General features: G+C 71.6%; 8 protein-coding genes. 2 read left to right on the forward strand and 6 right to left on the reverse strand.

From position 1 onward, the window contains the following. Positions 1–3: 3 nt before the first annotated feature. Positions 4–1,188 carry a hypothetical protein gene (locus QM809_RS04480; RefSeq protein WP_415044612.1) on the reverse strand — a complete coding sequence of 395 codons (1,185 nt, stop codon included), beginning with the start codon at positions 1,186–1,188 and terminating at the stop codon, positions 4–6. Next, complete coding sequence (locus tag QM809_RS04485) at positions 1,185–1,748, reverse strand: hypothetical protein (protein WP_415044613.1); 564 nt, start codon at positions 1,746–1,748, stop codon at positions 1,185–1,187. Before QM809_RS04485 ends, QM809_RS04480 begins: the two co-directional genes overlap by 4 nt. Positions 1,749–1,816: 68 nt before the next feature. On the opposite strand from QM809_RS04485, the gene QM809_RS04490 reads away from it, so the two are divergent. Continuing rightward, on the forward strand, positions 1,817–2,266 hold the full coding sequence (locus QM809_RS04490; RefSeq protein WP_415044614.1) for a hypothetical protein: 450 nt from the start codon (positions 1,817–1,819) through the stop codon (positions 2,264–2,266). On the opposite strand, the gene QM809_RS04495 is transcribed toward QM809_RS04490, so the two are convergent. From QM809_RS04495 to QM809_RS04505, 3 genes are read right to left on the reverse strand one after another with little or no spacing between them, the layout of a single operon-like run. Then, positions 2,215–4,839, reverse strand: coding sequence for a hypothetical protein (locus QM809_RS04495; protein ID WP_415044615.1), 2,625 nt, complete (start codon positions 4,837–4,839; stop codon positions 2,215–2,217). The two genes, QM809_RS04490 and QM809_RS04495, sit on opposite strands and share 52 nt — an antisense overlap. Beyond that, positions 4,832–7,357 (reverse strand): hypothetical protein, encoded by a 2,526-nt coding sequence (locus QM809_RS04500; RefSeq protein WP_415044616.1) that lies wholly within the window; start codon positions 7,355–7,357, stop codon positions 4,832–4,834. Before QM809_RS04500 ends, QM809_RS04495 begins: the two co-directional genes overlap by 8 nt. A gap of 1 nt (position 7,358) precedes the next feature. Continuing rightward, the gene (locus QM809_RS04505) at positions 7,359–9,455 is read right to left on the reverse strand and encodes a hypothetical protein (protein WP_415044617.1); all 2,097 of its coding nucleotides are present in this window, start codon (positions 9,453–9,455) and stop codon (positions 7,359–7,361) included. 290 nt (positions 9,456–9,745) lie between these two features. On the opposite strand from QM809_RS04505, the gene QM809_RS04510 reads away from it, so the two are divergent. After that, complete coding sequence (locus QM809_RS04510) at positions 9,746–9,901, forward strand: hypothetical protein (RefSeq protein ID WP_415044618.1); 156 nt, start codon at positions 9,746–9,748, stop codon at positions 9,899–9,901. Positions 9,902–10,037: 136 nt separating this feature from the next. Here QM809_RS04510 and QM809_RS04515 read toward each other — a convergent pair whose 3' ends face one another. Continuing rightward, complete coding sequence (locus QM809_RS04515) at positions 10,038–13,646, reverse strand: tubulin-like doman-containing protein (protein WP_415044619.1); 3,609 nt, start codon at positions 13,644–13,646, stop codon at positions 10,038–10,040. Positions 13,647–13,678 lie beyond the last annotated feature (32 nt).

The raw sequence follows: 13,678 nt of genomic DNA on the forward strand, positions 1-13,678 counted from the left end.
CTCTCACATCCCGGCCTGCGGATACTGCGGGTAGTCGTCTTCGAAGACGCCTCGGCCGGCGTAGAGCCAGCGGACCGGATCGGCGCATCGGAAGGGTGAGATGCCGTTCGGGTGGAGCTGTTTACCGGCCGGCGACTCGCCCAGCGCGGACACGGCGAACAGCCGGTGCGGGTATTGGGCGCCGGTCACCGGATTGCGCATCGCACGGATCTGCGGGCCCGCGTTGAGTCGGTGCAGCAGGCTCCGGACCTCGGCGTCGAGCAGTTCGCCGTCCATCTGGTCGTAGTACCTGCTGGTGAGTCCCGGATCGCGGTTGAACGCGGCACCGGGCTGCAGCATGATCCGGCTCCACTCGGTGTTCGCGACCGCGGCCAGCTGTTGCAGCGCATTGAATTTGGAGATGATCACCGCGAGCTGCGGATGGTTGTCGGCGATCAGCCCCATCACGGTGCGGAGCACCTCGCGCGGATCGCCGCCGAGCTCGTCGGGCACGGGGATCAGGTCGCGCAACTGGTTCGCGATCTCCTCCACGCGCAACGGGTCGAAGAGGAAGAACACGGCGTCGGCCAGTTGGAAGAAGCTCAGCACCGTCGGGTTGATCTGGTGCGGGTTCTCCAGGTCCTCCCCGGCCACGTCGCGCAGTGCCAGGTAGCGCGGCACGCCCTGCCAGTGCCCGAGGTTGAAGATCAGCGGATCGTTGACGTGCGTGAGCGCGCTCGGCGTGGCCTGCACGATGCCGCGTTCGACGAAGAGCGGCGTCTCGTACAGGACCCGGTACCGCTCGGCCGTGGTGTGGTCGGCGGGGATCACCTCGCGGTCGTACTGTTCGGCGAGGCGCTCGAGCTGCTTCACCAGCACGGCCAGGTAGACGGTCTTGCCGGTGTAGCGGGCACCGGCCATCGCGACGCAGGTCACCTCGCCCTCGCGCCAGCGCGGCGGCAGCTCGTAGTGGCAGATCGGACAGGCCTCGACCACTTCGTGGATGCTCACGCCCGCCGGCAGCGGCTCGTCGACGTGCACCTCGGCCGAGGTGATCTCCTTGCCGGAGTACGCGCTGGCGATCTCGTCGTGCACGAACTCGTCGGGGTCCCGGAACTTCCAGGCGAACTGGTCGTCGGGCAGGTGCGAGAAGCAGCGGGGGCACTTGGGCCTGCGGGCCGCGGCGGCCTCGTACGCGGTTCCGGTCATCCGAGGTGACCGGCCTCTCGCAGCGGCGTCAGGATCTGCCCGACGACGGCCTGCACGATGTCCGGCCGCTCGGCGAGGAAGGCGCGGACGTCATGTCGGTCGCAGGCGCGCGGGGAGACCACGGCGGCCGGACCGGTGAAGACGTCGGTGGAGGTGATGTCGGCGACGGCCAGCGTGACCACCGGTCGTCCGGGACCGCCCGCATTGCGCGGCACACCGCCCGGGCCGTCGGTGATGACGACGGTCAGGCTGCGGGGTGCGGTGTCCGCGGCGAGGGCGGCGGCGATCGGGACGGCCAGGCCGAAACCCGCGGCCGGCGGGGCGATCAACGACTCGCCGAGCTGGTCCGGGGCGACCCGCCGACTGCCGGGGGTGCCCGGGCTGAGCACCGTGGTGTCGACGGTGCCCTGATGGGAGACCACGGCGCTGATCCCGGCGACGATGTCGCCGCAGGCGGCGACCGCCGACCGGGCGAAGGCCGGGGCCATCGACGCCGAGGAGTCCACCAGGCAGCGGACCGGCAGCGCTTTGCTCGCGGGCACGCTGTCGGTGCCCAGCACTCCGCGACTGGCGATGCCGGGCGGCCGCGCCGACGGGCGGCAGCGGGACGTCGTCGACGCTGAGGAAGGTGCGGATCTCGAGGTCGTTCTGGGAGCCGGGGGTGATCGACGCCAGGTCGACGGTCGCCAGCCCGGAGACGTCGCGCGGGGCGAGCGCCGCGGTGTCGGTGACCGCTCCGGGGGCGCCGTCGGGGGCCAGCGAGACGTGCAGGACGGTGCCGTTCGGGAAGCGCTCGTGCCCGTGGTCGGGCACCGCGCCGATCACCGTCTCCTCGGTGATCGACGGCAGGATCAGCAGCGACGGCGAGCTCTGCACCATGCGGAGCGGATTACCGCTCAGCGTCTTCGCCTGCAGGCGCACGGGCGAGTCGTGGTGCGAGGTGGTCAACGTGATCGCGACCGGTCCGCGGGCGAGACGTGCGGACGAGTTCCCGTCCAGGACGAACGTAGCCATTCTCCATGCTCCTTATCTGCCGACGAGCGGCCAGCCCCGGAAGGCGTCGCCCTCGATGCGGTGAGTGCGGACCCAGTCGTCGGCGGTCTTCTTGTACTGCTGGAAGAAGGTCTCCGCCTCGGGTGCCGGATGCCGTCGGACCTCGGCCCAGGCGGCGTCGCGCAGGTCGGTCGGGTTCTTGGGGCCGCGGTATCCACCGCGCTGGACCAGCAGGTCGACGGCCTGGTCCACCACCTGGACGTCGTACGACGGTGGGAGCGCGGCATGCCTGCCGAGTGCGAAGGCGGCGAACGACCTGCCCGCGACCCAGGCCGCGGGCAGGCAGTCGTGGGCGATCAGGTCTGCGAGGTAGGTCGCGGTCTCGGTGGTGCGGTGGGTCATGTCGTGGTCGATGCGGCGGCTGAGTTCGGTGTCGCGGCGGGCCCACGTCTGGTCGTCGCCGCGGGCGATGATCAGGGCGCTCTGGATCAGCGGCTCCACTTCGGTGATCAGCGGGAGTGCGGCCAGGTCGACCGCAGCCGATATTCGCCGGACCGCTTGGACCAGGTCGTCCGCCTCCGCCGGGACCGGGGACTGGGGCGCCGACCAGTAGCGCAGCCGGGCCGCATCCGCGACCGCGTGGACCCGGTCGTCGTCGGCGTCGGTCGCCGACGACATCAGGCTGATGACCAGCCTCGGATCGGCGGGCCCGGTGAGGAGACCGGCGATCAGCGCGCCGGAGTCGAAGCGGTCGGATCCGCGGTGGAACCACTCGGCCAGCTTGTCGGCGCCGGGCGGCGCCAGGGTCAGCAGTTCCCGGACCAGTCGGCGGGCATCGGCGGTGGGCAGCTGCCGGGAGTCGAGCGCCGCGTCGATGCCGCGCGCCGCGAGCTGCCGCCGCATGTCCGGATCGTTCGAGTTCTGGTCGCGGAGTATCGCGGCGACGGCGAAGGGGGCGGTGTAGAGCTCGGCGTCGGTGGGCGGCGTCGACGTCAGGTTCAGTGCTCGGGAGTCCTGTCGGCACAGTCGGAGCCATGTCTCGGGCTCGAGTGCGGCCAGTCGTGCCGGTTCCGCCTGGATCAGCAGGGGTCGGAGATAGCGGTGCAGGACCGGTTGGGAGATCTGGTCGAAGGCGGTGCGGGCCGGCCAGTTCGGAAGGTCCCAGAGCAGATCCGGGCGGGCGAGGACCAGGGCGTCGTCGAGGGCGGCGGTCATCGTGTCGTAGCCGCGGCCCCGGCGGCCGAGGGCGTACAGGATCTGGCCCAGCCGCAACGCGTACGGGAGCGCACCGCTGGGATCCTTCTCCAGGCCCGCCCGGGTGCGGGCGATCGCCACGGACAGGCCGTCGCCGATCTCCGCGGGGTCGACGGCCTCGACCCGGGGGATCCGGTCGAGGGGGAACGCGAGCCACGTGTCGCCCTGGAACAGGGCGGTGGTGAACTGGGCGGCCGCGTCTTCCAGGGGTGCCTTCCGCTCCACCGCGGAGACCAGTCGGTGGTGCGCCGCGTCGATGGTGGGCGGGTAGTGGACCTGGGCTCGGCGGACCAGGTCGACCGCCCACGGCACCCGGTTCACCGTGACCGGATAGTCCTCGGCGATCACCTGCTGGACGGTCGGCGCGTACTCGGCCAGATCGGGTTCGTTCCGGATCGCGACGGCCAGCACCCAGGCGGGGTCGACGGCCTCCCCGGGGAACTCGGCGTCGATCCGGTCGAGCGAATCGTGCACGCGCACGGCGAGCGGCAGATCCGAGAGCACGCCCTCGAGGAGGTCGGAGTAGACCGTCGCCGGGACCCGGTCTCCGCCGGACAGGGTGTGCCGCCCTCCGGTCTGGCCGAGGGTGGGCTGGGCGTCCTCGTCGACGACGACGAACTTGCCGGGCAGTTTCTCGACCGACGATCCGGCCGGGATCGCGACCAGGTCGAGGCCCGAGGTCACGGCCGTTCGCGGATGGTCGTGCGACGACCACGAGAGCCGGGCGGCGGTCTCCGGCGGCAGCAGGTGGGAGACCGCGGCGATCCACAGTGCGGCCTGGTCGTGGTCGCGGGTCGCCAGCAGCACCTGCGGACCGCCGGTGAGCAGCCGGTCGAGGATCGCGTCGATCAGCGCCCGGAACACCGTCAACCGGTGGAACGCACCGGTCAGGAACGTCAGCGCCGCGGCCGCGCCGACGGCGGGGTTCACCGGCGGCGGAGTGTTCTCGGTCAGGGTCGCCGCGGCGACGTCGGCCGCGCCGTACGGGGTGAGCCAGCCCGGTGAACGCCAGTACTCGATCGGCCGGTGCCCGGCGGCGCCCCGTTCCAGCAGGGCATGGGTGAAGACGTTGCCGGGGCGGCCGGAACCGTCCTTGCCCGCGTCGACCGAATGCCAGTAGGCGCCCGCCCCCTCCGGGGTCCGGAGGTAGCTGAGCCGCGCCGGGCGCTCGTCGATCTGCTCCCTCGACGGGAAGTCCGGGAGCCGCGGCTCCAGATCGAAGGTGGTCGAGACGCGGGCGACGAGGGTGTCCTGTTCGGCGGGCGTCAACTCACCGACGGTCTGCTTCACCTGCCAGCCGCCGGAGTTGCCGCTCGCCCGGTTGTCGAACGACGTGTAGAGCAGCTGTGCCGGGCCGTCCGCGGGGGCGGTGGTCGGTGCGGTGGACCTCTGGAGTTCAGCCATGACGCATCTGTCCTCCCGCCGGCCCCTGCGGCATGCCCCCCGGACCCATCCGGCCCGGTGGCGGCATCGGCGGGGTGTGGAACAGGTGGCGGAGCGGCGGATCGAGCAGCGCCAGACGGGGGCCGTCGCCGTCGCCGACCTGAGCGCTGTTGGTGAAGACGCGGAAGAAGCCGCGTCGACCGCGCAGATCGAGCTCGAAGTCGGTGGGGAGCGGACGGTCGCTGCGCGGCAGCTGCGCCAGCTTGGCGAACGGACGTTGCTCGCCGCGGTCGTGGAACGGCAGCCAGTGCCCGTCCTGCGGATGCAACGGCAGCCGGTCCGGATTGAACACGGCCACCAGCGGCGGCGGATCGAGGACGTCGTTGTCGCTCTGGACGGCCAGCCGGAACCGTTCGGGCACCGGCGGCGGTGTGCCCGGCGGGAGATTGCCCGGGGGCACCGGCCAGAGCTCGTAGCGGGCCCGGAACAGGCCCGGATAGGTGAGCGCCTTCGGTTCGCCGCGCAACTGCTCCGCGCGGGAGAACGCGACGGGGACCAGGTAGACCACGCAGCCCTTGTTCTGCAGCGGCCGCCGCAGGATGATCGCGCCGTCGCGACGGTACTGGGCGGCGGTCACCTCGGCGAACGGCTGGTGCGCCAGGATCTGGTCGATCGGGACGCCCTCCACACCCACGTAGACCTTCACGTCGGCGGCGCCCTCGGGCCACCCGAAGGTGATGAGCTGGGTGTTGACCCGTTCGATCAGCCGGGGCGCGGTCACCGCGCTGAGCGGCCGGATCAGCACCTGGTGTCTGCCGACGCGGGCCATGCCGTTGTACCAGGTCACCGGGACCAGGTAGACGCGTTCCCAGTCGGCGGGCCAGCGCACCCCGGAGATCTTCGACTTGCCGGGCTCGGGGGTCTGCACCGGATCCTTGATCCGGGACTCCTCGACGAAGCCCGCCGCGGTGAGCACGGACTCCTCGCGGTCCTCGGTGTCCAGGCCGGCGGGCGGCTGTGAGTCGAAGCGGTAGATGCGCACGGTCTGGCCGGCCTCGGGGGTGGTCCACCAGGCGTCGAACGAGTTCTCCCGGGCGGTGGCCGCCAGGTCGGTCACCTGGGTCAGCGAGACCGAGACCAGGATCTCGCGCTGGACCGGCGGCGAGAGCCGGGTGGCGCCGCCGACCGAGACCTCCGATTCGGCGCGGTAGAGGAAACGCTGGCCGCGCGGCACGTCCGGATCGACGAAGCCGGTGAGGTTCAGATCGGTGGTGGAGACCTGCTGCTGGCCGCCGCCGGGGCCGTCGAGCACGCGCCTGGTCACGCGGACCGCGACGGTGCCCTGGCGGGACGACCACTGACCGATCACCCGGCCGTCCTCTTCGAAGATCTCGAAGTCGTCGACCGGGCTGATGGCCTCGCCCTGCGCCCAGAGGGTCGGCTGTTCCTCCCGGGCGGAGGCCGAGTCGGGGCCGACGTGGGCCCAGACCTGGTAGCTGCGTACGGCGGTGGTGAGGAAACGGCCGTCGGTGAAGTCGGTGCCCGCGGCCGCGTACAGCAGTTCGCCCGCCTCGGGCTTGTAGGGGACCGAGTCGTCGCTGGAGACCAGGCGATAGACCACGATCTGCCCGGGCGGGGCCTCCATCGGCTCCCAGGCCAGCCGGATCGCGGTGGTCCGCTGGTCCACTCGCAGCGGGTTCGGATCGGGGTCGCTCTCGAAGGCGAACGCGCAGAAGTCGTCGTGGGTGAAGCTGAGCATCGGCGCGGCCGGCGCGTGGGAGATGCCGGTGTCGGCGCTCAGCGACGCCGTCCGGGTCGGCGGCACGGGTGCGGCCGGAGTCTCCGGTACGACAGCGGCGGGCTCGTGCACCGCGGGGTCGGGCGACTCGACGACGGCGGCCGTGGCGGTCGGTGCGCCGGATCCGGTGGCGACGGCGGCGATCCGGGCGATCACCGCGGCGATGTCGTCGGCGAGTTCGGCGGCCGAACCGGTGAGGGCGCCGCGGATCTGCTCGGGTGTGGTCAGACCGAACTTGAGCAGGTTCTTGAACGTCATGTCGCGGATCGTCTCGGCGCCGGGGGCCCCGAGCTCGGTCTGCTGTTTACGCCATGCGATGAGGGCTTCGAGCGTGAGCGCATTGGTGTCGACCGGGGGCGCCGTCGGCTCGGGCTGCGGAACCGGTTCCGGCCCGGGGGCGGATGCCGGAACAGGGGAGGTCGCGGCGGGCGGCGCCGTCACCGGATCCGCCGGGACCGGATCCGGCGTGCCCGCGGTCAGCGTCGACGGGGCGGCGAGTCCGGCCGCGCGCAGGTGATCGGGCAGCATTGCGACGGCCGCGGCGGGCAGCACCCCGAGCTCGGTCTGGTCGATCAGGTGATTGATCACCTCGGCGAGGGGAGTCTCCGAAGGACTCGTGGGCACCCACGGGCGCGGGGCGTCCGCGATGGCCAGCAGACGTTCACGGATGGGCGGTCGGCCGCCGCGTTCGGTGAGATCGGCCGCCCAGGCGAGGAGTACGTCGACACCGGAGTCGCTCATGTCAGAACTGGAATCCTTCCCCGATCCCCGGTGCCGAGATGCCCTCGGCCTCGGGGGCCGCAGCGGTCTGCGGACTCGGCGCGTCGTACGGTGCATCCGGAATGATCACCGGACCGCCGACTCCCTCGACGGTCCGACCGGCGCGGACGATCAGGTCGGGGGTCCAGGTCCGGCTGAACTGGGTCGCCACGCAGACCACCCCGAGCCCCTGGCGGACGCTGCGACGATGGTCGGCCGCGACCGCCGTCGCCGCATCGGCGATCGCGGTGTCGGTGAGGACGTCCTCGGCGAAGCTTCCGGAAGGCGGGACCTGCTGCTCCAGGCCGCCGAGGAAGTCGCCGAGCGGCTGCGGGGAACCGCCGACCACCTGCACGGTCCCGACCAGTTCGGTGACCAGGCCCTGCATCGTCGTCGAGAGCAGATGCAGGGTCTTGGCCCAGTGCCCTTCGGCGCCGGTGGAGGTGACCCGTCCGGCGAACAGCGCGTCGGACCAGCGGTCCAGTTCGGAACCGGAGCCCTCGCCGAGTTCCCGCCACAACGGTGAGGAGTCGACGGTGGGCTGCCGACGCTGATCGGCCGGTGGCGCGGACGAGAGGATCAGGTTCTCCCACGGCTTGGAGAGCCACCCGGTGGGGTACAGGTCGCGGCGCAGGTAACCGGCGGCGCGCTGGATCTGGTCCTCGGCGGGATGCGCGGTGCCGACCGCGGTGGACATCGGCATCCCCCAGTCGATCGGCAGCGGCGGCGCGGGCTGGGGGCGCACCGGACCGAGCGGTGAGGAGAGGAAGCTGCCCAGGACCCGACTCCACGAGAGGTACTGGTGGTAGGCCTGACTGAGACGGCGGTGATCCCGGTAGGCCAGTTCGAGGTTCTGTTCGTCCACCTTGCGGTCGCTGACCGCCTTCTTCCGCGCGTTCAATCTCGCGAACTGGTCGCGTTGGGAGCGCATGAAACCGATGCACAGCCCGATCAGCAGTGCGGCGAGCGTGGTGATGATGACGACGGTGGAGACCCACCACTCGACTGCCGGGGGCTCCTTGACGGCGAGCCAGACGAACACGCCGGTCAGGATCGCCCAGAGCAGCATCAGGATCTGCGCCCACCGGGCGAGTCTCACCGGGCCGTCGTCCGGTTCGGCGGCCATCGGGGCGGCCAGCCGCTCCCAGAGATGACGGATCTCGTTCAGACAGTCCAGCTGCGCCTGGGCCAGCCGGGCGCCGACGAATCCGCCGTAACTGCGCGACTGCCGGCCGTACCAGGCGTCGAGGTCCTTGAGCGTCTGGCCCGCGGCCAGGGCGAGATCCGGATCGGCCTGCAGCGCCGACAGCCGGGAGCGGAGGTCGGCGACGCCGAGCATGTCGGTGCCGTCGACGCCGTCCATCCGGACCGCCGCGGCCACCACGCCGGGGATCGCGGTGAAACGCTCGGCCGGACCCGGGACGATCGCGGCGGCGTCGTTGATCGCGCCGCGGGCGGCGCCGACCGACGGCGGGTGCAGGCCGTCGTGTCCGCCGCGCACCCCGGCGTCGGCGAGAGTGAACGCGCCGCCCGCGTAGTCCTGCCACACCTGTGACAGATCGTCGGGGGCGTACTGGACCTGGTCGGTGGACATCGCGGCCACCTGGCTCACCGCCATGTCGACGTCGCGCCAGCCGGCGTGCTCACCGTTGGCACGACGACGCCCCACCACGATCTCGTACGCGGCCGGGGCGTCGGTGTAGATCGCCCGCTGCGCCGAGGCCGCGATTCGGCCGGCGACGTTGTCGACGAGGTTCCGGTACCAGGCGCCGGGGGCGTTCTTCATCGCCGCCCACAGGAAGCCGAAGAACATCTTGATCGCGTCCCAGAGCTTCTGCTCCTGCACGGTGTGCGACTCGTACTGGTAGCGGTGGCCCTTGAGGACCGCGGCGTGCTTCTCCCACAGGCGGCCGCTCATGAAGTGCGAGGCGGGCGCCGGATCGTTGACGGGGACGACGGCCGCATGCGGATCGCTCGGCAGGGGCAGCCGCCCGCCCTGGGCCAGCAGCTCGGTGCGCAGACGCGCCTCGACGTCGTCGGTGCGCAGCCTGCGGTAGAACGAGCGGGCCAGCCGGACCACCCGGCCCGGGAGGACCGGTTCCTCGTCGAGCGGGCTGTGGTCGAGGCCCTGCCAGATCCCGCAGAGACCGGCGAGCGCGGGTGCGGCGACGCGGGCGTACTCGGCGGCGTCCGGCGCCGGTGCGGTGGCGATGCCGACCGAACTGCGGGGCCCGCGAGTCCTCCGGCGAGATCAGCACGTTGTGCCAGCCCTCCAGGACCAGATCCCGCGGATCGCTGTGGGCGCCGTCCGGACCCACCAGCAGGAATCGGCTGCGGACCACGCGCGCGCCGGTCGAGGAGGCCAGGGCGTTGGTCAGCGCCACCTCGGCGGGGACGTCGATCGTGACTCCGGGATCCGACAGCGGGACCAACGTGGCCGAGCGCAGCAGGGTGACGCGGCGTTCGGTCACCAGCTCGGTGACGCTCACCTCGCGGGAGACGCCCTCGGAGACCAGGATCAGTTGATTCACCCGGGTGCGTCCGGGCGCCAGCCGGACCCACGCGAACTCGTCGACCAGCCCGGCCGCCGAGAGGTCGGCGAGCCCGGAGAGGACTCCGTCGGCCGGGTCGCCGGGGGTGAGGAAGACGGTGAGAGAAGACATCAGAGGAGACCTCCGCCGATTCCGGGTTCGGGCGCCTGGACTGCGGTGGGCGTGTCGGTGGGCATTGTCGGACCCCACGGCGTGCCGGTCGGGGCCTGAGCCGCGGTGACGGCCTGGTCGAGGAGCTTGGAGAGTTCGGCGGTGGCCCAGTAGATGTCGGCGGCCAGATCCCGGAACAGCGGGGTCTGCGTGGCCACCGCGCGGGTCGAGATGATCGAGAAGGTGCCGCCGCCGGGGGCCGGCGGGAGCCCTTCGTCGATGCCGTCGCCCGGTTTCATGAAGTGATGGCCGACGAAGGCGTGGTAGTCGTCGAAGTACTTCCGCAGGGCGGCGGCGCGGTCGTCGACGGAGCGGTTCGGGTCGCCGTCGTCGACGGCCGAGGAGACGCCGGTGCCGGTCTGTCCGGTCTTGAGCCACTGCGCCATGTTCTCGGTGGCGGCGATGCTGTGCAGACCGGTCGCCGGGTCGAAGGGCGCGGCGTCGAAGATCCGGCGCAGGGCGCGGTACGGATGCAGCGAGGTCATCACCGGGGGCTGGTGCGACGTCGCGATGGCCAGCAGCACCGATTCGAGGACGGCCGGGAGCCAGTCGTAGTCGGCCTTGAACTTCGACGGCGGGGTCAGCAGCGGGTGCGGGAAGGGCAGCCAGCGGCGGGCCTCGGCATCCCAGACCTGCACGGGCTGGTTGAACGGTGCCGTCGGGGTCTGGATCCGGCCGAGACCGCGCCCGAGGATCCAGCCGGCCACCATGGCGCGGCGTTCCTTCGGGTGCATTGGCAGGGAGGCCTCCAACGGTCGGGAGCGGCGCAGCCGCCAGAACTCCTCGCGGGCCACCTCGCTGGCGGCCAGCCACTGGTTGGCGGCCGGCGTGCCGACAGACTCGTAGACCAGCGGCGAGTAGTTCGGGTACGAACCGAAGATGTCGATGCGCTTGGTCGACTTCTCCGAGCTGAGCGCGGCCTGGAACGCCGTCGCCGAGGTGTTGTCGATGCGGATCGGCGCGATCAGCTCGCCCAGGAGCTCGTCGGCCACCGGGAGGCCCTGGAACGGCACCGACGAGAACTTGAAGATGTACTTCATCTCGGTGGCGGTGTGCACCGCGTTGAGGGCGGCCTCGTTGACGCTGGCCAGCGGCCGGGCCAGCTGCACCGCCTCGGCGAACTTGAGCAGCAGATCCCGACGGTGCGCCGCGAGGGTGCTCTCCGGGACGTGCTGGTCGACGCCGTTGACGGTGCCGGTGATGTAGTCGCGCAGGGAGAGCGAACAGTAGCGCTCGAACGACTGCCCGGTGCGGGCGACGTAGGAGCGGGCGCGGTCCAGGAGTTCGGCGGGCCGCACGTGGACGTCGAACGTCGCCGCGCTGGCGACCTGGGTCTCGCGGGTCTCCGGATGGTAGGTGAAGGCCTTGGACACCCAGCTGCTGGTGCGTTCGACGGTGGGCTGCACCTGGCCGGGCGCCGGGGTCCCGGTGACCGTCGGCCAGAGGCCGGTGATCACCATGGCGGCGGCCGCCCGGACCGCGTTCTGCACGGCCATCGGGTCGGTGCCCTGCAGGCCGACCGATCCGGGGAGGTCCAGCTCGTAGCGCTGTTTGAACTCGCTGGAGCTGGTCAGCATCACCTCGTTGTCGGCCTCGGAGAAGCGCTCGGCCACGCGGTCGTCGCTCTCGGCGGGCCACGCGGCGTAGACGTCGGTGCGCAGATCGGCCAGGCCGCCGGAGGACTTCGGGGCGCTCGCCGCGGTCCGCAGCACCGCCTGGGATTCGTCGAGGGCGCGGGTCAGCGGTTCGAACAGCTCGCCGACCATGGCTCCGGCGGCGTTGGCGATGGTGTACGACAGCGCCGCGTACAGCTGGGTGGTCACGTTCGCCACCAGGCTCTCGAAGACCTGCTCGGCGGTGGCGGCGGTGTTCTCCATCGCCCCCTTGAGGTGGGCGAGCGTGGTCTTCACCTCCGGGGCGGGTTCGGTGACGTTCGGCGGCCGGTAGTCGGCCAGCGAGGTGGCCTCGGGCAGCACGCCGTCCTGCACGGTGCGCGAGACGCGGCGCACCAGGCCGGTGGCGTAGGGCATGCCGAGTTCGGCGAGCGACTGCGTGACGGTGCGTTCCAGCGCGGTGGAGAAGTGCTGCGCCCAGTTGTAGGCGATGCCGTACGCGGTGTCGTTGGCCGCGCGGAGGATCGGGTCGCGCTGTTCGGCGAGCACCCGGTTGAGCGAGCCGACCCAGTGGGCGGCGTTCACCTTGGGCTGCTGGTCCACGAGCGGGCGCACGGTGGCGTCGACGATGGCCCGGGCGTGCCGGGCCATCTGGTCCTGGGGCATGACGGTGGTGGTGAGCCAGGAGCCCACGCCGACGCCCTGCGCCATGTCGGGGAGACCGAGGTTGCGGCAGATGTTGCTCCACTGGTTGTCCAGGATCGCGTTCACCTGCTCCTCGTCCGAGGCCGGATTCTGCGGCTGGCGGTGGCCGGAGAGGAGCCGGTCGGCGCTCGCCCGGGCCAGGCGTTGGGCGGCGTACTCGGCGTAGCGGTCGCGGCCCATGCTCAGGCTGGCGAAACCGAAGGTGCCCCACGGGATGTTGGCCCACTGCTCGTTGCCCCAGCCGAGGAACTCGCGGGAGCCCTCGTTGCCCGCGGGGTTGGTGAGGTCGTACTCGATGAAGCTGTGGATGGCCGAACTCGAGGTGACCAGGGCGGCGAGGCCGCGGCCGAGGCCGCGGTAGACGGCATCGGGGCTGCCGTCGCCGAACCGGGTGCGTTCGGCGCCGACGTGCGCGCCGACCGGGAACACGCGCTTGAAGGGTGTCGTCGCGCCTTCGCCGTTGCCGCGGCCGAGCGCCCGGAGCAGTTCGACGTCGTGCCTGCGGGCGGCACCGGTCTGGCTGGCCACGATCTCGCCGAGCATGGCGAGCGCGTTCGGCCGGGTGCCGGAGACCTGGGAGGGCTCGATGGTGGAGAAGATGTCCGGGGTCACCATGAACACGCCGATCTTCTCCGGGTCGACGCCCGGGACCAGCGTGAGGGTGCGGCAGACGTCCAGGGCCATCGAGGCGCCCGCGCCGCCCGCCATCGACGAGACGACGAAGATCAGCGGGCTCTCCTCGCCCTCGAAGGCGCCGATCCCGGGCACCGTGTCGGCGATGATCCGCATCTCGGTGTTCACGTCGCGGTTGGTCAGACGCGACCAGGCGGCGCTGAGCTCGTCGTACAGCTTCTCGGTGCGGCTGAGGGTGATCATCCGGCCCAGGGCGCGGTACTGGCCCGCGCCCGCGTCGATCGGGACGTGCACCCGCTGCGGTTCGCGCGGCGCCCAGGTGGCGATCGCGTCGAGCTGATTCTGCTGTATCAGCCGTTGGGTGAGCGCGTTGTCGAGGCCCGTGTAGCTGGCGGCCTGCGGGCCGATCCCGGCGTATGCGCCGCCGAGTCTGCGGACGTTCTGCACGCCGCCGCGGGTGGGCGGGGGCGCCGCCGGGACGTCGACGTGCAGGAACTGCCACCCTTCGGGCAGCGAGTCGATGCCGTGTCCGCCGAGTTCGGACAGCAGCTGATCCATCATGTACGACAACGCCATACCGCCGGAGCCGCCGCAACCGACGACGAGGAGCTTCTTCATCGCGTATCCGTCCTAACTAGCGCTTCACCGGG

Origin of the sequence: Gordonia sp. (in: high G+C Gram-positive bacteria) (assembly GCF_047600385.1) — a bacterium.
GTDB lineage: Bacteria > Actinomycetota > Actinomycetes > Mycobacteriales > Mycobacteriaceae > Gordonia.

What these genes read in the sequence shown, in the direction of transcription:
- QM809_RS04495 (WP_415044615.1), bottom strand. Translation starts at nt 4,839, where the DNA reads ATGGCTGAACTCCAGAGGTCCACCGCACCGACCACCGCCCCCGCGGAC.
- QM809_RS04480 (WP_415044612.1), bottom strand. Translation starts at nt 1,188, where the DNA reads ATGACCGGAACCGCGTACGAGGCCGCCGCGGCCCGCAGGCCCAAGTGC.
- QM809_RS04500 (WP_415044616.1), bottom strand. Translation starts at nt 7,357, where the DNA reads ATGAGCGACTCCGGTGTCGACGTACTCCTCGCCTGGGCGGCCGATCTC.
- QM809_RS04515 (WP_415044619.1), bottom strand. Translation starts at nt 13,646, where the DNA reads ATGAAGAAGCTCCTCGTCGTCGGTTGCGGCGGCTCCGGCGGTATGGCG.